At 39.8% G+C, this 23,603-nt stretch carries 34 protein-coding genes; 9 read left to right on the top strand and 25 right to left on the bottom strand.

Features of this window, described 5'->3' with window-relative positions:
- Position 1: 1 nt before the first annotated feature.
- The 3 genes from MUB35_RS05310 (at position 2) to MUB35_RS05300 (ending at position 3,900) form a co-directional block, all read left to right on the top strand.
- Positions 2-655: a GDSL-type esterase/lipase family protein gene (locus MUB35_RS05310; protein WP_033143198.1), complete on the top strand. Its 654-nt coding sequence runs from the start codon at positions 2-4 to the stop codon at positions 653-655.
- 31 nt (positions 656-686) lie between these two features.
- A complete protein-coding gene (locus tag MUB35_RS05305) occupies positions 687-1,973 on the top strand; it encodes an extracellular solute-binding protein (RefSeq protein WP_186971194.1) in 1,287 nt (428 codons plus the stop codon).
- A gap of 478 nt (positions 1,974-2,451) precedes the next feature.
- Positions 2,452-3,900, top strand: coding sequence for a helix-turn-helix domain-containing protein (locus tag MUB35_RS05300; protein WP_186971193.1), 1,449 nt, complete (start codon positions 2,452-2,454; stop codon positions 3,898-3,900).
- 454 nt (positions 3,901-4,354) lie between these two features.
- Here the strand turns inward: MUB35_RS05300 and MUB35_RS05295 are convergent, their stop codons facing one another.
- From MUB35_RS05295 to MUB35_RS05225, 15 genes are all read right to left on the bottom strand, one after another.
- The gene (locus MUB35_RS05295; protein ID WP_226977413.1) at positions 4,355-4,570 is read right to left on the bottom strand and encodes a hypothetical protein; all 216 of its coding nucleotides are present in this window, start codon (positions 4,568-4,570) and stop codon (positions 4,355-4,357) included.
- Positions 4,571-4,731: 161 nt separating this feature from the next.
- On the bottom strand, positions 4,732-6,123 hold the full coding sequence (locus tag MUB35_RS05290; protein WP_171027973.1) for a tyrosine-type recombinase/integrase: 1,392 nt from the start codon (positions 6,121-6,123) through the stop codon (positions 4,732-4,734).
- A gap of 1 nt (position 6,124) precedes the next feature.
- On the bottom strand, positions 6,125-7,114 hold the full coding sequence (locus MUB35_RS05285) for a helix-turn-helix domain-containing protein (protein WP_044954635.1): 990 nt from the start codon (positions 7,112-7,114) through the stop codon (positions 6,125-6,127).
- Positions 7,115-7,234: 120 nt separating this feature from the next.
- The gene (locus MUB35_RS05280) at positions 7,235-7,411 is read right to left on the bottom strand and encodes a helix-turn-helix domain-containing protein (RefSeq protein WP_003864535.1); all 177 of its coding nucleotides are present in this window, start codon (positions 7,409-7,411) and stop codon (positions 7,235-7,237) included.
- Between the two features lie 278 nt (positions 7,412-7,689).
- Complete coding sequence (locus MUB35_RS05275; protein ID WP_005334860.1) at positions 7,690-8,310, bottom strand: NUDIX hydrolase N-terminal domain-containing protein; 621 nt, start codon at positions 8,308-8,310, stop codon at positions 7,690-7,692.
- Between the two features lie 242 nt (positions 8,311-8,552).
- Positions 8,553-9,389 carry a CPBP family intramembrane glutamic endopeptidase gene (locus tag MUB35_RS05270; protein ID WP_005330836.1) on the bottom strand — a complete coding sequence of 279 codons (837 nt, stop codon included), beginning with the start codon at positions 9,387-9,389 and terminating at the stop codon, positions 8,553-8,555.
- A gap of 44 nt (positions 9,390-9,433) precedes the next feature.
- Positions 9,434-9,553, bottom strand: a complete 120-nt coding sequence (locus MUB35_RS05265) for a helix-turn-helix transcriptional regulator (RefSeq protein ID WP_082432734.1) — start codon at positions 9,551-9,553, stop codon at positions 9,434-9,436.
- Between the two features lie 29 nt (positions 9,554-9,582).
- The gene (locus MUB35_RS05260) at positions 9,583-11,091 is read right to left on the bottom strand and encodes a hypothetical protein (RefSeq protein ID WP_173909106.1); all 1,509 of its coding nucleotides are present in this window, start codon (positions 11,089-11,091) and stop codon (positions 9,583-9,585) included.
- Between the two features lie 128 nt (positions 11,092-11,219).
- Entirely contained in the window at positions 11,220-11,393 is a 174-nt protein-coding gene (locus MUB35_RS05255; RefSeq protein WP_173909108.1) for a hypothetical protein, read from the bottom strand.
- A 59-nt stretch (positions 11,394-11,452) separates the two neighbouring features.
- Positions 11,453-11,782 carry a DUF3784 domain-containing protein gene (locus MUB35_RS05250; RefSeq protein ID WP_330415344.1) on the bottom strand — a complete coding sequence of 110 codons (330 nt, stop codon included), beginning with the start codon at positions 11,780-11,782 and terminating at the stop codon, positions 11,453-11,455.
- Positions 11,783-11,836: 54 nt separating this feature from the next.
- Positions 11,837-12,232 carry a DUF6483 family protein gene (locus MUB35_RS05245; RefSeq protein WP_117570147.1) on the bottom strand — a complete coding sequence of 132 codons (396 nt, stop codon included), beginning with the start codon at positions 12,230-12,232 and terminating at the stop codon, positions 11,837-11,839.
- A 46-nt stretch (positions 12,233-12,278) separates the two neighbouring features.
- Positions 12,279-12,467 carry a hypothetical protein gene (locus MUB35_RS05240; protein WP_005342828.1) on the bottom strand — a complete coding sequence of 63 codons (189 nt, stop codon included), beginning with the start codon at positions 12,465-12,467 and terminating at the stop codon, positions 12,279-12,281.
- Between the two features lie 27 nt (positions 12,468-12,494).
- Positions 12,495-12,830: a DUF3784 domain-containing protein gene (locus MUB35_RS05235; protein ID WP_023923463.1), complete on the bottom strand. Its 336-nt coding sequence runs from the start codon at positions 12,828-12,830 to the stop codon at positions 12,495-12,497.
- Positions 12,831-12,881: 51 nt separating this feature from the next.
- Positions 12,882-13,073 (bottom strand): DUF6019 family protein, encoded by a 192-nt coding sequence (locus MUB35_RS05230; protein WP_008373533.1) that lies wholly within the window; start codon positions 13,071-13,073, stop codon positions 12,882-12,884.
- A gap of 25 nt (positions 13,074-13,098) precedes the next feature.
- A complete protein-coding gene (locus MUB35_RS05225) occupies positions 13,099-13,524 on the bottom strand; it encodes a GNAT family N-acetyltransferase (protein WP_117499790.1) in 426 nt (141 codons plus the stop codon).
- 382 nt (positions 13,525-13,906) lie between these two features.
- Between MUB35_RS05225 and MUB35_RS05220 the strand changes: the two genes are divergently transcribed.
- From MUB35_RS05220 to MUB35_RS05195, 6 genes are read left to right on the top strand one after another with little or no spacing between them, the layout of a single operon-like run.
- A complete protein-coding gene (locus tag MUB35_RS05220; protein ID WP_005334781.1) occupies positions 13,907-14,293 on the top strand; it encodes a plasmid mobilization protein in 387 nt (128 codons plus the stop codon).
- Positions 14,271-15,824 (top strand): relaxase/mobilization nuclease domain-containing protein, encoded by a 1,554-nt coding sequence (locus MUB35_RS05215; RefSeq protein ID WP_244805822.1) that lies wholly within the window; start codon positions 14,271-14,273, stop codon positions 15,822-15,824. Before MUB35_RS05220 ends, MUB35_RS05215 begins: the two co-directional genes overlap by 23 nt.
- A 29-nt stretch (positions 15,825-15,853) precedes the next feature.
- Positions 15,854-16,180, top strand: coding sequence for a hypothetical protein (locus MUB35_RS05210; RefSeq protein ID WP_003864545.1), 327 nt, complete (start codon positions 15,854-15,856; stop codon positions 16,178-16,180).
- A complete protein-coding gene (locus tag MUB35_RS05205) occupies positions 16,167-16,946 on the top strand; it encodes an FAD-dependent thymidylate synthase (RefSeq protein WP_173909110.1) in 780 nt (259 codons plus the stop codon). The genes MUB35_RS05210 and MUB35_RS05205 overlap by 14 nt, the downstream gene beginning before the upstream one ends.
- Positions 16,936-17,349, top strand: coding sequence for a dUTP diphosphatase (locus MUB35_RS05200; protein WP_040015613.1), 414 nt, complete (start codon positions 16,936-16,938; stop codon positions 17,347-17,349). The genes MUB35_RS05205 and MUB35_RS05200 overlap by 11 nt, the downstream gene beginning before the upstream one ends.
- A 4-nt stretch (positions 17,350-17,353) precedes the next feature.
- Entirely contained in the window at positions 17,354-17,632 is a 279-nt protein-coding gene (locus tag MUB35_RS05195) for a helix-turn-helix domain-containing protein (protein ID WP_118143298.1), read from the top strand.
- Positions 17,633-17,709: 77 nt separating this feature from the next.
- On the opposite strand, the gene MUB35_RS05190 is transcribed toward MUB35_RS05195, so the two are convergent.
- The 10 genes from MUB35_RS05190 to MUB35_RS05145 all read right to left on the bottom strand — a co-directional run bounded on the left by MUB35_RS05190 (position 17,710) and on the right by MUB35_RS05145 (position 23,581).
- The gene (locus MUB35_RS05190; protein WP_055249572.1) at positions 17,710-17,901 is read right to left on the bottom strand and encodes a YdbC family protein; all 192 of its coding nucleotides are present in this window, start codon (positions 17,899-17,901) and stop codon (positions 17,710-17,712) included.
- 78 nt (positions 17,902-17,979) lie between these two features.
- Complete coding sequence (locus MUB35_RS05185) at positions 17,980-18,777, bottom strand: YhfC family intramembrane metalloprotease (RefSeq protein ID WP_227159429.1); 798 nt, start codon at positions 18,775-18,777, stop codon at positions 17,980-17,982.
- 19 nt (positions 18,778-18,796) lie between these two features.
- The gene (locus MUB35_RS05180) at positions 18,797-19,099 is read right to left on the bottom strand and encodes a hypothetical protein (protein ID WP_008121271.1); all 303 of its coding nucleotides are present in this window, start codon (positions 19,097-19,099) and stop codon (positions 18,797-18,799) included.
- A gap of 9 nt (positions 19,100-19,108) precedes the next feature.
- Positions 19,109-19,315, bottom strand: a complete 207-nt coding sequence (locus tag MUB35_RS05175; protein ID WP_003865061.1) for a helix-turn-helix transcriptional regulator — start codon at positions 19,313-19,315, stop codon at positions 19,109-19,111.
- Positions 19,312-19,641, bottom strand: a complete 330-nt coding sequence (locus MUB35_RS05170; protein WP_244805821.1) for a DUF6442 family protein — start codon at positions 19,639-19,641, stop codon at positions 19,312-19,314. Before MUB35_RS05170 ends, MUB35_RS05175 begins: the two co-directional genes overlap by 4 nt.
- A 213-nt stretch (positions 19,642-19,854) precedes the next feature.
- Positions 19,855-19,932, bottom strand: coding sequence for a TnpV protein (locus tag MUB35_RS30795; protein ID WP_242854876.1), 78 nt, complete (start codon positions 19,930-19,932; stop codon positions 19,855-19,857).
- A gap of 202 nt (positions 19,933-20,134) precedes the next feature.
- Complete coding sequence (locus tag MUB35_RS05160; protein WP_118004269.1) at positions 20,135-20,425, bottom strand: molecular chaperone; 291 nt, start codon at positions 20,423-20,425, stop codon at positions 20,135-20,137.
- A 3-nt stretch (positions 20,426-20,428) separates the two neighbouring features.
- A complete protein-coding gene (locus MUB35_RS05155; protein WP_173909112.1) occupies positions 20,429-21,313 on the bottom strand; it encodes a YodL domain-containing protein in 885 nt (294 codons plus the stop codon).
- Positions 21,303-21,563 carry a transposon-transfer assisting family protein gene (locus tag MUB35_RS05150; protein WP_005423594.1) on the bottom strand — a complete coding sequence of 87 codons (261 nt, stop codon included), beginning with the start codon at positions 21,561-21,563 and terminating at the stop codon, positions 21,303-21,305. Before MUB35_RS05150 ends, MUB35_RS05155 begins: the two co-directional genes overlap by 11 nt.
- Positions 21,560-23,581: a YodL domain-containing protein gene (locus MUB35_RS05145; RefSeq protein WP_244805820.1), complete on the bottom strand. Its 2,022-nt coding sequence runs from the start codon at positions 23,579-23,581 to the stop codon at positions 21,560-21,562. Before MUB35_RS05145 ends, MUB35_RS05150 begins: the two co-directional genes overlap by 4 nt.
- Positions 23,582-23,603: the final 22 nt, after the last annotated feature.

The raw sequence follows: 23,603 nt of genomic DNA, 5'->3' as shown, positions 1-23,603 counted from the left end.
AATGAAACGTATATTGTGTTATGGTGATTCCAATACATGGGGACATAATCCTGAGCCTGACGGGGAAGATTTCAGGTATGGGGATGATGTGAGATGGACCGGGATTCTGCAGAAATGTCTGGAAGGCAGGGCGAAAATAATTGAGGAGGGCCTATGCGGACGTTCCATTATGTTTGATGACCCTACATCACCTGACAGGAATGGCAGAAAGTTTCTGGGCTGCAGCCTGCAGAGCCATCAGCCTTTGGATCTGGTAGTGTTCATGCTGGGGACAAATGATATCCGTCATATATTTACGCCCAGTGTTAAGGAGATAGCAGCAGGTATGGTGAACCTTGTTAAAATGGCCCGAAATCCGGATACATACTGGGTAGGAGAAAGACCGGAGGTCCTGGTGATCGTCCCGGCACCGGTGAGGGATGAGATTGCGTCATCTGATTTTTATGGTATGTACGATGAGGAATCTGTGAGTAAAAGTAAGGCTTTGTATGCCGCTTATGAGGCTGCTTTAAAGGGAATGGAGGGTGTCTGGCTGCTGGATGCCGGGAAGGTTGCGGAGGTTTCCGTGAAGGATTGTATCCATTTGAGCAGAGAAGGACACAGAAATCTGGGAAGAGCTGCGGCAGAGTGCATTGAGGAGATATTAAAAATCTGAGTTTTATGAAGGACAGCATGGGTGATAGCAGATGGAAAAACGGCAGAGAATTATTTTATTGGGGTTTTTATTTCTTTTGGCAGCGATAACATTGCTCTGTTTTCGCGTTCTTCCAAAGTCCGAGGAGAAGAAAAGCGGTGAGGAAGAAGAAAGGATAGATCTGTGTCTGTGGTATCCATGGGAAAATGAGGGGGAGGCATATAAGAAATCCTTTCTGGAAGCTGTGGAGGAATTCAACAAAGCGCATGATACCGTACAGGTATTGGCGGAAGGTACGGAGATGGAGCTTTACAGAGAAAAGCTGCCGTCTGCCATTGCTTCCAATGATACACCGGATATTTACTTCTGTTTTGGAGACAGTTATCTGAAGGGGGCGGTCAGTTCGGGAAAACTGCTGAAGATGAATGAATATTTGTCTGAAGATATTAACAGCAGGATAGACGAGGAAGCGATGGAAGGTATGAATTATGAGGGCGGTATATATGGTCTGGGATTTTCTGAAAGTGTGGCTGTCCTTTTTGTCAACCGGGAGATGTTTGATGCATGCGGACTGCAGATTCCTTCGGATTGGGGCGAACTGGAGGAGGTATGCAGGGAGTTTATTGCCCGGGATATCACGCCTTTTGCCTGTTCGGTAGACACGGATACCGGTTTCAGGCTTTATCTGGAAAGTATATGTGTAAGTGAGGCCGGGAGTGATGTCTGTAAAAGGGTGCTGAGACAGGAAGGGACAAAGGAGGACATTTCCGCTTTCCTGAACGGTGTTGATAAGTTCTGTCTGCTCAGGGATATGGGGGCTTTTGGAAGTCCTTTATTTACAAGGAGCACGCAGGATGTGGAAAATGATTTCTATCTGAGCAGGATTCCCATGTATCTGGCAAAAAGTGATTTCGCCGGAAATGTCATGCAGGAAAACAGTCCACTGCATGGGAAATTATCAGCAGTTCCCTTTCCGGGTGTGTATACCGGCAGAGAGAGCCTTGGGGGAGTCAGTGATGCTTTTGTTGTGAATAAGGCTGCGGAGCATCCCGAGGTGACAGTTTGGGCACTGGAAGAAATACTGGAGAATTTTGCCGTGAAATTGTATGAGAGAGGAGCAGGGATTCCGGTATGGGATACAGGTGATGCATGTAAGCCGGAGGATGATGTCTGCCGGCAGATTGAAAATATGGCCGGATCAGCAGACAAAAGAATGCAGTATTGGGAATTTTATCTGGACAGACGCAGAGCAGAGGTTTTTATGAGAGGTTCAGAGGAGCTGGGCAGCGGAAACATATCCCCGGAACAGTTTGTCAGGGAACTGTGTGAGAAAGAGTGACGGTAATGATTTCATTGATCAGTAAAAAGGAGTGAGTATATGCACCTGCTGTCAAGGTCAGCGGTACGGACGGATGATGCAGGACAGATTTTACTCAGATACTTAGGTTCCTAATGTTTGCCGGGAGGATATTTTAGCTGCAGGAGAAAACAGAAGGCCGGTCGGGCGAGTATAGGACATTTATGCGGGATGTATTTGTTTTTCTTTCCATAAGAAGGTGTGTTTGTTATAATAGGTGTAAAAGCAGTCAACTAATGGTTGAATTTTGTAAAAATCTTAAAAATCAACCTACGGTTGCTTGTAAATGCACTCAAATTCCGGATATGCTGTTAGTATCTTAAAAACACGACGCGCCGTTTTATCAGATAATCTTTGTGTACAGATAACAGGCTGTGCACTGCAGCAGGAATTTACTTATAACTTGTAAACGCTGAACAGGAAAGTTGAATGGGTAAAAAATATGGATGAGAATACAAATATGAAAACAGCAAATATCCGTCTTCCGGAAGCATTTGGAGACAGGATTTCATTTTTAAGAAAACTTAAAGGACTTACACAGGCACAGCTTGCTGAGAAGCTGGGAATCTCCGCTCAGGCAGTAAGTAAATGGGAGAGCGGTCTTTCCTGCCCTGATATTATGATGCTGGTTCCCCTGGCAGATATATTTGGCGTCAGTACGGATATGCTGCTGGGCGGCGGTCAGCTTGCCGGAGGTGAAATGCCTTCGGGAGGGGAGCCAGAGGCAGAAAACTCGTTCCGGGGACAGAGCGCTGAGGAGGAGAAAAAATCTTCCGGTGAGGAACAGAATCAGATTCGACTGGAATGGCAGGCTGAGATGGAGTGGCAGATAGATCAGGCGACAGGTGATACGACGGAAGAGGAAGACGCAGCGCAGGGTCAGAAGAGAGCGGATAGGCAAGTCAGCACAGGAGATGACAGTACAGAGCAGAAACGGATGAGCGTGGAAGAGCAGGTAAATGCAGGTGAGAATGACAAAGAGCGGAGTCAAGTCAAAACGGAAGAACAGGTAAAGACAAAAGAGACTGCCGAAGCGCAGAGCCGGGTTAAGACAGAACATATAAACGAAGAGGGGGCAGGCCAGCCGCAGAGCCGGTCCGGACAGGGGAGTAAGACTGGGGCATCCGGTACGGATGGGTTCGGAACACAGGAGAATGTAAAACCGGAGGCTGACCGGACCCAGGATAGCGGGTCGCAGCAGGATAAGGCTGATAGAAGAAAATGGGAGGAGGACTGGAAGAACGGCACACTGGAAATCAGAAAAGTTTTCCGTGAGAATAATGTGATGATCCATTCTCTGAACATTGATATCGGAATGGCGGACGCTATCATCAAGGAGGGTGATGAGTTTGCCCTCGACCTGTCATGTTATCCAAACGGGGACTGCAGAGAAGAGGTAAGGGATGGAGTCTGGAAGATAAAAGACAGAGGGTATAGGGATCTGTTCCTGCTGAGTAACATTACCAATATTTTCTCGGAGCGGAAAATCATTATCATTATACCTAGAGGATATCATTTTAAAGATGTGAAGATAAAACTGGGTGCAGGAAAACTGGTGGGAAGAGGAATCCTGGCAGATGCCAGTACCCTGGATCTGGGGGCCGGTGAGATTGTGCTGGCAGATTATTACAGCGGTGCTGCCAAGATCAAATGCGGTATGGGTAAAATCATGCTGGAAGGCCAGATGCGGGGCAGATGTAAACTGGACTGCGGCATGGGAGAGATTGCGGCAAGCCTTGTGGCACCTTCGGAATACGGATACAGGGTGAAGGTAGGAATGGGAGATGTCAGAGTGGGTGATAATCAGTTTGGAGGCATGGGCGGTACTTATAAGGTAAATACCGGTGCTGAGAACTTCTTTGATATCAACTGCGGCATGGGAGCAGTAAAAGTTTTATTTGAGGAATGAGGATTGAAAAGGGGCTTGTCTTGAGATATTCAAGATAAGCCCCTTTTGTACGTTCCTGAGGTGATTCGAACACCCGACCTACCGCTTAGGAGAGCTCCAACCTATTGTCACTCTCTGTCAATCTGAGGTAAGGTAAACCCATATGGGACACTATATAAAACTGTTTCCGATTCAATTCGAGTTATTCTGAATACCCCCTCTGTCAAGCTCTGTAAAGCTCTGAAAGTTAGCTGATTGTTTGCTCCAGCTAATAATCGGGGAATGCCTTGATATTACCATCGACATCTGTTATATGACCACCATGCTTCGTACGTTCGATCATGGTAAACAGTATTCAATTAAACTTTCCTATCATAAGTACAAGATATTTTCTTGTCTATAAATAATATAACGCATACGAGACGGTTTGTCCATGCGTTTTTGACTGGCAAATTTATAAGCTGCTTTCATATTTTTAAACACGGACATAACCAGTAGATATACCTTCGATTCGGTTGGATGCTCCCGTACTCTGAATCAATGCAACTTCTAAGAGTGTTTTCAATTCATCTACATTGGCTTCGAGAAATAATTCCTGTTTGCCTTTATGTTCATGGATGCTGCTAACCATCTGAACAATTTCAGGTGTTAACAACTTCGCAGGACTTACAATAAAATCAAAGTCTCTCATAGGAATCTCCTTCATTTCAGATTTATCTCCATCATTCTATCATCAAATGATGGAGATAGAATATCCATATACACAATAAATATCCTCATTTCATCCATATATTATATCGTTTTATGAATCGTTTTTTCACTAAAATTACACTATTTTTTCACTATTTTTCATTACTTCATCGTCTTCGCCAGTGAATTGAGCAATGCCCGCATCTCTGGATTCGCCAATACTTTTGCCAGAAGTTCCGGATCGACTTCATCAGCAACAGTAGTATTATTATTTTCCTGCTGTACATGCATCTGTGGATCCAGATTCTTTTTCTCATAAAATGCTTCTTCAAAAAGCTCTGCATTTTTCCTTCTGTCATCATCCAGAATATGAGAGTACACATCTGTAACCATATTGACCTGAGCATGGCCAGAATCACCCTGTACCGCCTTGATGTCTCCACCATTCAGTTTCAGCTTATAAGTAACACTGCTATGACGAAAACTGTGAAATACAACCGGTGGGAGATTATAGTCCTCGATCAATTTCTTTAAAGGGCCACGGATTGCTCCATCACCAAGAGGAAGACCAAAGGTACTTGCCATAACCAGGTTATAGTCCATATATTCGTCACCCAGGATTTCTTTCATTTCATCCTGCTCAGCTTTCCAGTCTACAAGCATATTAGCAACGCTCTTCGGTAAGAATATCTTACGTACACTACTTTCTGTCTTCGGTGTTTTCAGAATACGGACCGTAGAATTCTTCTTATGATTTGTCGGAAATACCAACAACACATCTTTTCCATCCAATGCATTTAAAGATTCTTTTCTTATACGCTGTGATTCTTTGTTGATGAAGACATATGCACGGTTTTCTTCAATTGCCTCATGAGAAATATCTACACAATCCCAGGTAAGACCAAGCAGCTCACCAAGTCGCAGGGAACATGAGAAAGATAGATTAATTGCGAGCTTTAATCGTTCATCTTCACAGACACTGAGCGCATACATCAATGTATCCGCTGTCCAGATGTCTCTTTTTTGTGATTTATGTTTTGGTACAGTCGCATGGGTGCAAGGATTCTTCTCCATCAACTCCCATTTCACTGCCTGTTCAAAACAGTTTCTAAGCAGCTTATTAATATCCCTGACCGTACTGGAAGATACAAATTCATTTCGACTGGTTTTATTCAATGGATTGATAACTGCACGTCTCTTCAAAAGACTCTGATAATATCTTTCGATGAAACGGGTATTGATCTCTGAGAGTTTCGTATCACCAATGATCGGAAGAATATAGTTATTGATAAGAGAGACATTTCCTTCATATGTAGAAAGCGCCCAGTTTTCTTTGCCATAAAGTGCAACATATTCTGTAATAAGCTCGTCCAGTGTTTTGCATTTACGGACGACAAATGATCCCATCTCTTTTTTATATTCAATTTCTTTTTTTCTTCTCTTTGCTTCGGCTTTCGTTTCATAGGTTTCCCACTTCTGTTTCCTCTCACCTTTTTCATTCGTATAAGAATAGATTACATTAAATTTTCCGTTTCGTTCTCTTATAGATGCCATATTATTGCATACTCCTTTCCAAATCTCTTTGCTCCATCCAGTCCTCAAATTCATCCCGACGGATCCTAACTCGACTGCCAACTTTTATTACTGTGAACTTTCCTTTATCCGCCCACTTGTTGATCATGCTTCTGCTGACCTTTGCCAGATAGGAAGCTTCATCAAAAGTAAGATACTTTATATTTCCATTGCTTCCTCGTATTCCGGTCTGTGATAATTTCTTCCGCCGGAAATTAGCCAGGGCAATATTTTGTTCCTGTGCAAGTTCTTCATAATCATTCGATGGATCCAGCTTATACCGATCCTGACCTTCCAGGAATTTTCGAAAACTCTCTTTTGTGATCCTTTTCTTTTCTGCAATCACAATGAATTCAAAAAAATGACTATACTTTGGATTATCAAGAATTGTATATACTGCGCTTCTGGTTGTTCCAAGCAGCTGTGCCATCTCAGGCATCGTAATTGTTGCATCTTCCAGAAGAGCGTCTTTTTTTCTGTCTTCCTTTGTTCGATACCGGGACTGGCTTTTATACCAGTTCTGAAAAGATTCTTTTGGTATTCGTTTCCAGTAATCGACAATAACAGCTTCCATTTGATTTTTCTTGAGTAAATCATAAACAAGATACTCATCAACACCCAACAGATCCGCAACTTCCTTAACGGAATAGGACCAGGATTTCAATTCTTTCCCTGGTTCTTCTCCGGTAACTTTATGGTATTTAATCTGATTGGCGTACCATTTTTCAAAGCTGGCAATATTGATTCGTATCTTTCCAGCAATCTCTTTAGATTCAAAAACATTTTTATGCACCAGCCAGTATCGATCTGTCTTTTTTAATCCCAGCAGCTTTCCCATTTCCGGCACGGTCATCCAGGTTCTCTTTTGTGTCGGACGCCGTTTGTAAGGACTGTCTTCTGATATCTTTGAAATGATCTCTTCAACATCGTCCATTTCCGGAACTTCTTTTTGTTTCATAATTGCTGTTGCCATTTATTCTTCACTTCCTGTCTTTTTTAGTGTTAGTTTTTTTTCTTATATCATATCTCAAATCCAGATAAAAATTTAGGATGTCGATTGCAGACAAAATCTGCCTGATCAACACCCTGTTTTTTATTGTTCCAAGTTATCGAGCCAGTCATCGAAACTCTTCTTAGAGATGCGATACTTTCCGCCATCCAACTGGATCCACCGGAATTCCTTTTTCTTTAAAAGGTTATAAATAGTAGGTCTGCTGACTCCTAAGATTTCCTGTAACTCTTGAACTGTATAACATCTTTTTTCTGACATTTCTTTATCCTCTTTTCTTTGAAATATGAAAGAAAAATTATCCCTTCATATAACGAAACGCTCAGAGCATGTTTTACAGTGGTCAAAAGCAAATTTTTTTACTTTTTTCTTACGAGTTTTCTTTAATGCAACTCGTAACATTAGATTTTTACATTTTTCATGAAATTAAGTAAAGAAAAAGAGCATATGGAATTGAATCCATACACTCTATGATTACTGGAACTTTATTTCATTTTTAATTCAACAAACTTGAAGTTGTCAGTTTAGAAAACCGGAAGTCAATCAAATAAAGCTTCCCATTTTTCTGATTGCATTGCATTAAAACACATCGCAATTTGTTCTTTATTATTCTTTTCTTCTGCAAGTTCTGGAAGCTCATCAATTCCAAAATAATCAAAACCTGTTGTTTCAATATTCGTTTTAAATTGACCGCCCGTCACTTCACATTGCATAAAAATCTTACATACTTTATACGCATATATTGGAAGATTATGTTTCTCCCTATCTTGAACAGCAATCACACGTTTTACAGTAACATCAAGTCCTGATTCCTCTTTGACCTCCTTTATTGTATTCTCCTCTACGGAAATATCGACATCACACCAACCTCCCGGTAATGACCAAGTACCATTTGCTTCATGAACCAATAATATTTTCCCGTCTTTAAAAATCGCAGCCCTTGTATCTATTTTAGGAGTCTGATATCCTACATCACTGCAAAATAAATTTTGAACTTTTTCTGTAGATATTTCAGTTTTATAGCTTATCATTTCAGCAGAAATTTCTCGGATTCTTTCATATCGTTCTATATCAAATTTGTCCTTTCCATAAAACAAACCACCCTGAGCAATAGCTTGTAATTCTACTGCCCATTTTAGCCATTGTTCGTTTTTATTCATAGATTATCGCTCCTTTAAATTCCGAGTTGTTAAACTCTTTCTAACCTCCATCTTCTTGCCCTTCGGACAAGAAGCATCCCTCGCTCTAAGAGCTCGGTCAATTCCGATTTTAATGTCTCTATTATACCATAATGATACTATTATAAAAAAGGAAAAAGAGCTCCTTCGAGCTCTTTTGATTCAGTTCTGTAAACTGGAATTTGACAAGTACCTTATAGCTTCATATTTTCAAACCTATTATATCAATTTTTTCTTGATTTAATCATAAAAAATGCTATACCAGCAACTATTATGTATCCGAACAATGAAATAACAGATGATTCAATTCCAAATTCTCCACCTGTGATGGCGAAATCTTTTGAATTAAGTACATATGTCATTATAGAATATTTATCCATTTTTTCCCCAATAGCTAATCCTCCACCAATAATCACAACGTTCCAGATAGCATGAACTATTCCACTATTCCAAACTGAACCACTTTCTATTGCAATCATCGAAAACATAACGCCTACCATCGTTCCGGCGATAATTACTAATAAACAACTGCCTATTGAAAAATCCTGTCCAAGAACATGTACAATACCAAATAACATTGATGGAACAATTACAGCCACCTTAATATTCCATCTTTTCTTTAATGCATTAAGTATAACTCCTCTAAACACCATTTCTTCAACAAATCCAGCCGCTATTCCGGTAAATGCAACCCCTGCACTTAAAGTAATGAACATCTGATTTCCATTCATATTTGAGGATACATACTTACCGTTGAATATTAAAAGATAACTTCCTTTTATAACAAACGGTAATAATACAGCTATTAAAATCCATCTTATTTTAATAGCAAATTTAGGCATTCCGAAATCCGAAGTCGGCAATTTAATAATTTTGCTAATAAACATTTTCAGAATAAGATATGTCAATCCAGCATATATTATTCCAGCGATAATATTACAAATGCCCGTTGGAATTTTTATTATAACAAACATACTTGCAATGGATTGTGCAATAATCTGTGTGATTATTAAAATAAATATGGCAACAAATGATGTGCTAATTGCTTTTTTTGTACTCATTTTATTTCTCCTTTATAACTTTCGATTTTTCAATCCGAATAATTTTAGTTTGCCGCTTCCCATTTTGCAATCGCCGAACGGGACACATTCATTTTTTCTGCAAGCATTTCTTGTGTAAACCCATTTGCACTTCGCAGTTGTTTTATTCTTTCTCCCATTGTCATATAATGCACCTACTTCCCCAGAATTTATTTTACCACGTATTCTTCTGTTCATCTGTCACCTGCATCGTATCCGTATTTACCAGATAAAAATCTACCAATTCGGTCTCGTAATTACCGTCTGGATATACTTTTTCTAACACCAGTTCTTCGCAAGAATTACCATCCGCATCCGTCTTCGCCCCGTTGTCATACAGACAATATTTTACATTTACCGTATTACCATCTTTTGTTTCCTGCGTTTCACTGACAACACCATAGATTTCTCCTTTTGCATTCGCAGTGTAACTGAATGCCATATTTTGAAGTGCATTATTCTCCTGAAGATAATTATAGACCGCCAGCATCGCATTCTGAATCGTCAGACCATCATGCTGTCCTTCTGCCTCATAATCTTCTACCACATCTCCGTTCTGAGTATCTTCTGTCACTTGGGAATCCTCTGTATCCGCATCCGATGATTCTTCGTTATCTTCTTCAGCATCCATTATATCTGAAGAATCCGAAGACCACCACAGACCATCCATACTCTGCATAATAAATAGATTATTGGTTCGATATCTCCGCTCGCCGCCATAATCCTCCTGCACGGTTATATACGTATATTTGCTGTCATGACCAGTCACCGTCTCCGCTCCATCCATTCCGAACACTACACTCAGACCACTCATTCCAATAATCAAAAGTGTAAATATCGCAGCAGCTCCAAAAATGATTATTAATGCCACTCTGTTTTTACCAGGCTGTATGGATAATGCCTGGCAATTGTGTCTGTACAAGCTTACGATTCCCCAGATTAAAAGAATCGCCAGACTGATTGTAATAACAGCAATCGATATTTCTGCGAAACGATATCTCACTTCATATCCCATATCACGGTTTATACCATACCACAATCCGTAAAAGAAGGTACTATATGCAAGAATCAAAGTAATGACACTAATCCGTACCGGATGCTCTTTCTTATCCGGCACTACCTTTTTCAGTGCTTCTACCATCTGCACTGTATCTCTCTGCTCTATCCATTCAGCAAGCTCAGCTTCTGGCGGATATACACATTTAGTATCCGGAATCCCTGCATAACGCATCTGGCTCTCTTGAAGCCCTTCTGTATCTCCTGCCACTACTGCTGTAACCACTTTCAGGTAATAATACACCTTCAACTGTGCCGGATTAAATTTATCTATACAAATATCTTCCAGCTCCTGTGTAGCCCGTTCATAATTGTCAAGAAGTATACTCATCCTTGCCATAACCAAAAGCATCTGATTCGCCACAGCAGGGTAACGTTGATATTGTTTCTCATATAAATACTGTGCATACTCATGTCGTTCTTCCGGTGTTAACCGGTAGGACTTCTTTCTACTCTGTGCCAGCATCGCGATTCGCATACCATAAGCCACTTCTAAAATCGCAATCAGCTGGCAGATAAATGCACCAAATCCCCAGATATCTGTTGTACGATCCACATAGGTTACCAACACAATGCCTAGCATTGCCGGAATCACGATCAACCATTTTGCCCAATCTGATTTTCTCACACTAACACCCTCCTGAATAGTTTTTCTGAATATAGTATATTACCGCACACACCAATCAACCATATACGCATTTTCAATTAATATCATACTGATCCGCTTGTCATCCCTCAAAACTTGAAGTTGTATCATCACTTATCTTTTTTTGAAAAAATAAGACTGCCAGATATACCAAAAGATATACCCAGACATATTCCGATTCCAATTCCAGCCATGCTGTTTAATGAGTTTATGAAAACAACGCTCCAAAGTATTGTTGCGATTATTCCGATAGTGACTCCTATAATTATCTTTTTGCTTTTCATAAGCTTTGTCCTTTAACTTCCGATTTTTCGTTCTCAGCGACTTCCCAATAAATGGGAATTTAACGTTCTCTTTTATGCCTATCAATAAGCAACAAAACAAACATAATAAACCATATCCCCCATGCAATCAAACAACCAATTCCTAGATATTGGATATCTATGATTATTCCAATAATAAAAGGAACTGACATAAACATCATTCTTTTTCCATATGCCTTACACATAGCATTCTCATCGTATTTCTTTCGTTCATCCGCTGATTTCATATTATAACCCGACAAGAAATTAGCAGCTTTTCCTTCTGATTTATAAAACCACATTCCAAACAAAAACATAATCACTGCCATCATAAAGTCAAAAACAATATAGATCATATAATCATAGAACATATAATACAATTTCTCCTTTCAGCCAATCACTCTTATCTCTTTGAATTTTCTACATTACTCCTCATCTTTGACCAAACATAGCAAATCAGTATATCCTGACTGCATAAGTAATTGCTTAAAACCAGAAAGCACTTCTTCTTTTGTATAATTGTTATTTTTCAAAAACTCACTATCCTTCTCACTAAGGTATTGGTAGAAAAGAGCTGCTGCCATTACCTCATTTCTGTCTGTATAATCAATGCTATCTAAAAGTATATTCTCTGCTTCGTTAATTTTCCCAGAATCAATCATATCAAGAAAATCTTTCAAATTTTTCCCTGATACTTCATATTTATTTTCTTTTTCAAGTTCAACAGAAACATACTTTTTCCCAAACATTAAAGAAAATAATACTCTTACCATTTCTTTTATCATTCGCATAATATAGTCTTTTTCGTCTGTGAAATACATTTTTCACCTCCATAACTACCGATTTTCCAACAATACAAGCAGGAAATTATTTATCATCTGTATTGTTTTCCTTTTTCTTATGAGTCGAACCCAAGCAAAGAAATGAAGAACCAAGACATAACCATACTATAGCCATAGAACTTTCATTTCCACTCGTAAAGCCAATAGCTGACGCTATGAAAAACAGAACTGATGCAATGTAAAATAAGATTGATTTGTTTATCCCTTTTTTCATAAATAAGCATCTCCTGCAAACAATAATTTATTTTAATAAATATTTTTTAAACGCTTTATGATTATCAAAGTGGACTTCTCTAAAAAACAGAACTAACCAAATAATATAGGTTGGTATAGCCATATATGGGGTTAAAAGGCAGGATAATGTCGCTCCTGCTAACATTATAACAGTCCATATGAAGCACTGATTTCTTATATCACGAGAGATCTGAGCTTTATCATACATTGCTTGTTCTTCTTTAGAAAATGAATTAAATCCTGAAACAAATTTAGTTGCTTTTTCCTTAAAAATCGCAAATAACACACCTATAATTACAAATGGTATAACCAAAATTATACATGACCAAAATCCTATATTCATAATACATACCTCCTCTTAAAATACCAATTTCTCAGTTTCAAAAACTGGAAGTTATTGATCTTCTGAATCCAATCCAAGTTCTTTCAGCTCTTTTTCGTTTTGGATATCTTCAACAGTTTTCTTTCCAGTGATAGCACTGTAGGCTTCTTTGATGCCATTTTTCACTGCCCATTTGATAACGAAATACAGCGCAATCAAAATAACAATTGCGGTTCCTCCACTTATACCTAATTCATTCCACATAATTCAATCCTCCAAATTTCGATTTCTATTTTCGTTTCCATAGCATAGTGTACTCTTTTTCACCAGTAGCTTCATCCAAGCCTTCACATTGAATAATGAACGCTTCTCTTTGGTAAAAAGAAATTGCTCTGGCATTCTTCTGGTATACATTTAATCGTAAGCTAACTTTTTTATCCTTAACATAATCTAATAAAAGCTTACCTATGCCACATGACTGCATTTCATCGGAGACAAAAATACCTTCTATATATTTATCATTTAGTCCTACAAATCCTTGTATCATTTTATCTGCTTCAAACACATAAACTTCGTATTGTGACATCATTTCTTTTACTAATTCATAATTACTTTTCCAGTATTGATTGGAAATAAAATAATGGGCTTTCAGATTTGTCTTTAACCATATGTCAGCAATTCTATCGATATCTCCGTTCAGCAACTTTCTAATCATAACAAATTTTCTCCACAACTACATCCTTTATGCTTTTCTCTTTTTTTCATTCTATCACAAGCTCACCATTAATCATCATTTTTTTGATATTTTTTCTTTTCCCCCACTGTAAAACAGGCTCTCAGCGTTTCGTTATATAGAGGGGTACACATACAGAGCAAGATCCACCCATGTTTAACGGTATTGCCATTTGGCCTCCCGTCAACCTATGGGTTTTATCTTGATGGGGATCTCCCCATACCCTCTTCATAACAGACGTTTCACTCGCCTGTTGGTTCCACCTAAAGGTGTTCACAGCACTATTTCTAATATCGGAAGGGACAGCCGATATTGAAATACGTGGATTCCCGGCGGGAGGAATAGTCTCAGCGAAAGGAGGAGTATGAGAACAAAAAACAAAGATAAAGAACTGAATCACAGACATTTTATAGGATTACGTCTTACAGATGTCGAACTGGATTTATTAGACCAAGGCGCTGCTTGTTTATCTGTTAGCCGATCAGAATATCTGAGGAAACTTCTATTGGAAAAGCAAATCCATCATCAGATTGAAGTTGTTGCAGACATGAATGATCTCAGAAAACTGGTCAGTGAATATGGAAAAATCGGATCGAATCTCAATCAGATCGCCAAGCATTTTAACAGTGGTGGCAGTCAGTCTCGTGCTATAGAAAATGAAATCCATCAGTGCATCACGGACTTATTCCTATTGAGAAAAGAGGTACTGAAACTGGCAGGTGGTATGAATGGCAATCGTAAAACACATTAAAAGCAGAAATGCAAATTACTCGGCTGCTATCAATTACCTTCTGTTTGAACATGATGAAAAAACCGGGAAAAAGATTGTAGATGAATCCGGACGAAGCATCCTACGAAAAGAGTTTTATATGGATGGACTGAACTGTGATCCGATGTCTTTTGACAAGGAATGTGAACTGACAAATGCTCATTTTCACAAAAATAAGAAACGTGAAGATATCAAAAGTCACCACTACATTATCAGCTACGATCCAGCCGATGTTACAGAAAACGGTCTTACCGGAGAGAGAGCACAGGCAATCAGTTTGGACCTTGCAAAGCAGATGTTTCCCGGATATCAGGCACTGGTGGTTACGCATACTGATGGTCACAATGAATCCGGAAATATCCATACTCATATCGTCATCAACAGTGTGCGAAAGACTGCAGTGGAAAGGCGGCCTTATATGGATAAACCACATGAGGAAGCCGCCGGTTACAAGCATCGATCCACTGATAAATTCATGAACACTTTTAAGAAAACCGTCATGGATCGGTGCCAACAGGAAGGACTTCACCAAATAGATCTTCTTGCACCGGCTGAGAAAAAAATCACTCAGAAAGAGTATATGGCACAGAAACATGGCCAACAAAAACTGGATGAGATCAATCAGAAAATCATCGAAGATGGTCTCAAGCCAACATCCACCGTGTTCCTTACACAGAAAGAATATTTGCGAAATACAATTGATGAATGTGCTGCCACATCCAATAGTTTTGATGAATTCCAATCCAAACTTCTGGAACAATTTCAAATCTCTGTGATTGAGCATCGTGGCAGATACAGCTATCTTCATCCTGATCGACAGAAGCGGATTACTGAACGTGCACTGGGAACACGATATGGAAAAGAATACCTGGAACAGACCTTCTTACGCAAGGATCCATTGGCCATTCTCTACATCAGATCTCACCTGCGCCTGGTTGTAAATCTCCAGACAAATGTGAAAGCAATGCAGAGCCCGGCTTATGCTCATCGGGTAAAACTTTCTAACCTGCAGCAAATGGCAAATACCATTATCTATGTGCAGGAACATGGATTTGATACGCAGTCAGATCTGAAAAACACACTGCTTGCCTCAAAGCAGGAACTAAAAGAAATGCAGACACAGATTGCTCAGCATCATTCCGATCTAAGAATCCTCAACAATCAGATCCGTTATACCGGACAGTACTATGCAAATAAGGAAGTTTATTCCCAGTTTTCAAAAGCAAAGTACAAAGGAAAGTACCGGAAAGAACATGCGAAGGAAATTCAGAAATATGAAGAAGCCAGAGATTGGCTGAGATCCTTTTATCAGGATGGAAAGATGACAAGCCTAAAAACCTTGACTTTACAAAAAGAAAAACTGCAACAGCAGATAGCTTCCGAAGAAGAAGCAATAAGCAGCTTGAAAGAAAAATTAAAAGATTTGGATACTGCCGATCAGAATGTTGATTTCATTCTTCAGATGCAGATTCCGGAACCAGTAAGATCAAAAACCAAGGATCTCGAAAGATAACCATCACAAAACAAAGGAGGAACTATCACATGACACAAGAAGAATTTAATATTGTATTTGAACTTCAGATGAGAAAGTGTGCCGATATTCTGGCACATAAAAAGAAAGAATATACCGGTGACAATATTGACCGCCTCAGTGCATTCAAGATTGCTGCCGCTTTACAAAACTGCGATCCAAAAGCAGCACTGGCCGGTATGATGTCGAAACATGTCGTATCCCTTTACGATATGTGTTATTCCACTCTGTTACATTTTGACATGGAACAGTGGGATGAAAAAATCACAGACTGCATCAATTATCTGATCCTTTTAAAAGCTCTGGTAAAGGAGGAACAGGCCTATGGATCACATTGAAACAGCTATCTTAAACTGCTATGGAATCCGGGAAGCAGAACAGAATATGGTCTTTGCTGCCAGGCTCACACAACACGGTCATACGATCCAGAACATGGCAGATCTGATGGATCTTTACCACCAATCCTACAGCCAGAAGACCGTAGAAAACATTGCAGGACTTCCCCACCCAACAGTACAGAAATTCATGGTCATTACCGTGGCTGTTGTCGGTGCAAGCAGACGCTTCCTGGCACAGATAACAAGGCATCAGAACGAAGTAAAGTACATGAGTGCATCTCTGCAGTACAGCAATTATTCCAGTCATGCAGCATTTGCTATACCATATGAAATCATGAAAGCAGATAAAGAAATCCAGGATATTTACAAGAAAAGCTGTCAGTCAGATCTGGATCATTATGCAGAGCTTTGTGCCTTAGGCATTGATCATGATTCAGCCGGATATGCTACACCTCAAGGACTTCGAAACGTACTGATCATCAGTGCAACACCTTACCAGTGGAAGCATATGATCGGCCAGAGAACCTGCAGAAGAAATACGGATGAAACCAGGATCGTGATGCTCTATATCTGGCAAAGATTGTACAAATTAAGCCCGATCCTTTTTGCACCGGATCTGACCGGTCCATTCTGTCAGAGAGGAAGCTGCATGGAAAAACAGATGTCCTGCCAGAATCCTATTTCAAAACTTTGGACTCCTGCTGATATCTTAAAAGAAGATTATCCATTGCTCATCAGGAAGGAGGTGAGCAGCCATAAAGATTAAACTGATTGACTTTGGTCTGAAAGCAGATCATCATCCCTTCCGACCACATGAAAATGATGCCGGTGCGGATGTATTCATGCCTTATGATTGCGTATTAAAACCAGGCGAGGTTGCAAGAATTCCACTTGGATTCGGTCTCATCATCCCAGATGGATTTGCCGGATATGTCTTTCCACGAAGCAGCATGGCAGCAAAAGGACTGGTATGCGAACTTCCACCGATTGATTCCGGTTACCGTGGTGAGATTCATGCCATTATCAGCAATGTGAGCACATCTTCTCAGACCATTCATAAAGACACACGCGTCGGTCAGCTGGTGATTACACCGGTCGTGATCGCAGATTTTGTCCTGGACCTTGGTAATGAACGAGGAACCGGGGCTTTTGGAAGTACAGGAGAATAATACTATGATTACATTTGGAAGAAAATTAAAACACTTAAGACAGAAAAATCATCTCACCCAGAAAGAACTTGGCATAGCTGTTGGATTTCCCTACAGCTGTGCTGATGTCCGGATTGCTCAATATGAAGGCGATGTCCGAACACCAAAAGAGGATCTTATGAAACTCTTCGCATCAACACTCGGTGTTCCGGTTGAACTCTTTACCGTACCAGTACTCTCAGAACCTAGAGAGTATGAAGCGGCAGAATATTGGAGGTATGAGTTAGGGGCGGAGTTGGATTAAATTTATATTTCTACGAAGAAAGCCAAAGACATTTAACTGTTCACCCAATCAAACGTCTTTGGCTTATTTAATTACAACTATTTTTTTAGAGTTTTACCCAGTAACTCATACAGAGCTTCTGCCTCTTCTTGAGATAAAGTAATTCCTTTTCCCATTTTTTCATGTTCTGGTGCCCAGTCACGAATATCATATTTTTCTGCAGCTCCATTCCATGAAATCATATTTAATTCTTTTTTCCAACCTTTGGCACTTTCTGAAAGTATTCCTATTGGGTAACAAAAAACACCGTATTTCTACGGTGCGTTCTGTCAGATATATTCTGTTTTATGATAGCAGAAAACTGGAATTCACAGTTCTTCCATCCTTCCCATCTTCAGCGCCATAACAAGAGTTCCGGCTGCCATCACAAAGACACCAATTTCAATCACATAGATGGGAAGAAGCGCCGGACCTGCCACGGCAAAGAAGTCCACGATAAAATGAATCCCATATGCAAGAACCGCTGTAAAAGCCGCTGTCCTACATTTGCCTGCCTTTACCGCCCGGTAGATCAGCAGTGACAACCCGATATGCAGAATGATGGCACTGATTCTTTCGATTCCGCTTACAAAAAAGAGTGGTGCCGGTGTTGTCCATAGGGCCGACAGCTGTGACACGGTCTGGTTTGCAGACTCAGCAGGAAGTGCCGCCAACGTATTCTGCATGGCTCCGCTGTTGATCATCAGCATGGACACAAGATTGCTGATTCCGGAGAGTCCTCCGAGCAGAATGGCCTCCACACCACCATGCCCGATTCCATACATCAGTGCATTTGGAAAATCCAGCCATTTCTTCATCCAGAACTTCATGGCAATCAGTCTTCCAGTCTCTTCAAAAACCGCTGCAGCCAAAGCCGCGTACACATAGTAAAGCCATGGCCTGCTCTGTGCGTTCAGTCCGCAGAACTGAATGACAAGAACATGCAGCAGCTGCTCCAACAGCATGGCAAACAGCAGATAGGTTCCTGCTCCGATAAAGAACGAAGAAATCCTTGCCTTAAGCTTCACCCTTCCTGCAATGAACAAAGCAATCGGTACCCCCATCGAGAGGACAACGGAGCAGATAACTCCCGCTATCGCCAGTCCTGATATTGTGTTCAATTCCATCTTTATACCTCCCTGATTCTTAAAAAATTCCTTTATTGTATTTGAACTGTCCATACAATATAAAGCCTAATCCGACAATAACTGCTGGAAGAATGATATAATCTATAATTATTTCACTCCAAAACGAAACAATAAAACCTAATACAAGAGATATTCCTATAATCAGCGTTCCTGTGCCGACTGTTTTTCCATACTTTGGTATATCTTCTTCCTTTACTTTTCGCCTGTTATAAGAGTGAATTGTGCTGATATTGCCTTTGATATTTACAATTCCCACAACAGATATGAACACTCCCAAAATCAACATTATAATATTTTCCATAATAACCTCCTAAAAATAAAATAGTTCCTCAAATTTTTTGTCCAATGCAATACAAAGAATTAGAGCCAATTTTGCAGTTGGATTAAACTGTCCTGTTTCAATAGAACTAATGGTATTTCTTGATACCCCTACCATTTCTGCAAGCTGAGCTTGAGAAAGATTTGCTTCTGTGCGAACTTCCTTTAAGTGATTTTTCAGTTGTAATTGTTCTTTCATATTCTCACCTCTAAAAGATGGCTAACAAATCCAACAAATGCCAAAATGGAAAACACAAAAAACAGAACAGTCAAGACCAAATCGCTCTTTCGCTTCATTTTGATAAAACGAACTAACCATTGTGTTGCAATAATGCTGAAGTATATAACCAACGGACTATAAATCATAGTATGAGCAAGCACAGAAGATAACAGCGAAAGCAAACAACACACTAAAGCACCAACTCTGCTTGCGTGACTTCCGGCTTGATATACCACTTCCATTTCAGCCAAGTCCTTATTGCGATGTTCTTTTCTGCTTGCATTTAAGATTTCGTCCTTTTTCATAAAAACACCTCCATGCCAAGTTTTCTTTGCATATTTTAATTATACACATACCAAGTTTTCTTGTCAATAGAGTCATAAAAAAGTTACAACCGATATAAGAGATAACTTTTCTACCACTTCGATTATACTCACGACTTAATGACTTCTTGAATACATGCCGAAAAAGAAAAACTGCCATCGGTTTGACAGCAGTTCTTCTTCGGTTGGTATCCGTTAGGAATACACAATATCATTCAATACAATCTCATCGGCACAGGCTCGAATGTTATTCATCAATCCTATCCATCTCATCATATCCGTTGCTTTCAGTTCTTCCGTTACACCCTGCTTAAACGCTAGTTTTTGCCCTTTAATCGTGGTATTACTTATAGCAAAGCACAAAATAAGGCCCAAAAGGGCACTTTCCCTTTTGAGCCTATACACTTTATTAGCTAACGTATTTTGCTTTCATTTTTCCTCATGGTCATGAGGCTTTTTTCTCTTAAATCGCATTCTATGAATCCTTCGATTGTTCTTTCTGTTCTTCAATAATTCGTTCTGTTGCTTTATGAATTCTGTCCTTAGAATAGGGTGGTCTTAAATTCAATGACAACCGTCCTTTTCTGATCATATACGTTTCACTTCCATCCTCAGAAAATCCTTTCAACCAGCAATCATCTGGATACTTCTCAGCAAAAGTCCGTAACCGTTTCTGCAAGCTCTGATTGAAGGTATACACATCATAGAATCCGTCATCTTCATTGGTCAGAATAATCGTTTCTTTTTCACACTTTAACCTTCGCATATTCTACCCCCGCTTTCTTTCCATTTCCTGATCCAGATATTTTGGTATCGGCTTTCCGGACCGGCGAGCAATAGCAATCTGTTTTTGATGGAGTCGTTTGATCACAGATCTTCGTTTCTTAGGTTTATTATCCTGTTGATTTCTGGAAGTCTGTTTGTTGCTGTGGGCATCAGAGATCTTTTCTGGATTCTTCTTCTGATTATTTACCAGACCATCCACCATATCATAATTTGCTTCGGTACCGGATTCTCTGCTCCGTTCATAAGTGCCATTCTGGTAGAACTTCTGGTAATGTTCCAGACGGATTTTGCCATCCTGTTTTAACTGTTCGACCGGATTTAATGGTACCTGCTGTTGGATGTAATCATGAATCTTTTGTTTTGTCTGTTCGTCGAATTTCTTACATTCTTCGACGACCATTTTTCCATAGGCATCCAGGATAATACCCTGGGCCTGATCCCGGTATACCTGATGTTCCATCAAATAAAACTGTTTTCCATCAATAATGATGGTGTCTGTTGCAATCCAGTTCCCCTTTTTCCCATTAATCTGATAATTCTCAGTTTCCATAGTGATCAGTGCACCGGATGTGTTGATACGAATAAATCCGGCCAGATACTGTGGATAGTTCTCATCTACATAGTAGCAGCTGATTTCTCCATTCTTGTTCAATACGAGCACGTCACTGACTTCGCATTGATTTTTCGTCCGTTTCCAGATGTCAGCGACTTTTTCATTTTCCTGCATTTCATGAATCGAGATTAATCGGTAATTTTCGACAGTAATCGACACATTCTGCTGTCTTGCCTCTTGATATGGCAGATGCCACAGTGCTTTTCCTGCTGTCTGCTGATCTACTCGGTAGACTGCAAATTGATTAAGCTTCATAGGCATCGTCCTCCAAGTTATTCAGATAATAATTCAGATCCAGAGAATAGTAGTATTTGTCTTCGATCTGCTGTAATTTTCCAACTGTAGAATTGATGATCTCAATCATTTCATCATTCTCAGGATCACTTTCTTCCTGTTCCAAAACTTCCAAAGCTTCTTTCAGTGTTTGGATTGTTTCTTCCTTTGTGTGCTGCTGGAAGATAGCAGTAATAGTCAGTTCGTTTTCTTCCAGGTTTACATTTCTCATAGGCTCATTTCCCCCCTTTTCTTTTTCGGTATTGGTTTCATCTGTATATTCAGCTCCTTCTCGTTTTTTTCTTCGCTTATATTTTTTTCGTTATCCACTTTCTTATTGGATTCCAGAGGATTTTCCATATTTGGATGTCTTTCTTCCAAGTACTTTTCCACACGACTGATTGCATTTTGCACATAAGAATTTTCTCTAAATCCAGGAATCGAATTCAAAAATTCTTTCTGTATTTTTCCTTCGATCATCAGACTCTGCATTCCTTCATAATCACTTCCGTCTTTCAGATCAAAGCCAACACATTTCAGTCCATGCATACGTTCTGATGGGATTTTCTCATAAGCTTCCAAGGCTTCTGGTAATGTCAGGTCATAATGTACTTCACCCATTACAGGAAATTCAGCACATTCAGCCGCATAAAAGCTGATACATGTAAGATCATTTTCATAATCCACATTTTCTATTTCCGGGACAATATCGAGTATTTTTTCTCTTTGTGCTGCAAAGTCTGGAAGTTCTGCAAATCCAAATCGATCCACGTAATATGCCTGCATATCCCCACCACGGTTTGTAATGATAACATCACTGACCGACATAGAATGTGCTTTATAATCTGCCGGTGGATTATCGTTGAATACGGCATACAAATCATCCAGCTTTTCATTTTCATGTAATCTGCCAGAATAGACACATTTATAATTTGCTGCATCGATTGTAATGCCATCTTCTTTGACCATTGCCATATTCATAAATAAATGTTGTTTTCCCGGTGTGCCTTCATCCACATGGTAAATCGCATAGCGGTCACCATTACCTCTGAACATTTCTTCCTCTAGGGTATAAGCAAACTTAAATGGATACAAAGCCCGATCAACTCTTTCCGAAATATCCGTTCCTTCTGCAATCGTATCTTCCAGCCAATCTTTGATATCTCCCCATGATTCAAACTGCAAATAACCAGCAATTTCATGTGTCCCATCCGGTACCAGTACAATATGTCCCGGTTTGCTTTCCCGATAATCATAGCGGTATCCGGCTGCTTCCAGTGCATCTACCAGAATGCCGTATTTTTCATGTAATTCTGTTTTTTGTTTTTCTTCAAGAATGATTTCCAGTTCTTCTGTAAGCTGATCGATCATTTCACCGGCTGTCTTGCGGATCACATCCATAGATGCTTTCATTTCCTTCATTTCCCGGCTGCTGCTCCAACCTGCAATATAAGGAAAACTGTAATCCGATGTATCCAAACCAAAGGAAGAACACACACAGTAAGCAACGGATTCTGCTTCAACCTCTTTTGTCAGACGGTCTTTTTCTACACCTAGGCTTTCCATGATTTCCTTGTCATGCAGTTTAGCATGGGCTGTTTCATGAATAGTAGTCTTTAAGGTCTGACTTTCACTGAGCCCTTTTTTGATCACGATTTCCTTGTCTGCATTGTGATAATATCCATTAGCATTGCCATCGATCTCATCGAATCGTATCGGTACTGGGGATATTTTCTGAATGGCCTGCATGAAAGAATCAAAGTCCTGTACAGCTGCAGTCAGTAATTCCGGTGCCAGTGTCTGTATCGGTTCTCCGGATGTCTGAGCAATATCAAAGACGGTAACTGCTTTAAAATGTGGAACAGTAACTTCCACTTGTTCAGTCTTAGGTTTTCCATCGGTTCCCATGATCGGTCGCTGATTTTCATCCAGAACCTCTTTTTCCTTCATTTTCTTATATGGTGCCGGTGCAATAATCGTAATTCCTTTTTCACCTTTCATGACCTGTCTACCCATGGACTGCCAGTTTTTGTAGCTGGTAACAAGTGTGGCATCCGGTCGTTGCATGGCGATCAGCATTGTATTATTAAAGGAATAATTGTGAAACTTTGCCATGGTTTTAAGAAATTCCTGATAGCGGTTACTTGTAAAAAGTTCTTCCACACCGGATTCCAGTGACTGCATAATGCTGTCCATATCTTTTCCCTGGACCGGCAGTGGAATAGTAGTAGTTTTATTTTGTTCTGTCATAATACTCCTTTCCAAAAACGCC

This window comes from Blautia sp. NSJ-175 (assembly GCF_022867815.1).
GTDB lineage: Bacteria > Bacillota > Clostridia > Lachnospirales > Lachnospiraceae > Blautia > Blautia celeris.
The sequence above is the reverse complement of the archived record's forward strand: the minus strand, read 5'-3'. Positions and strand labels throughout refer to the sequence as shown.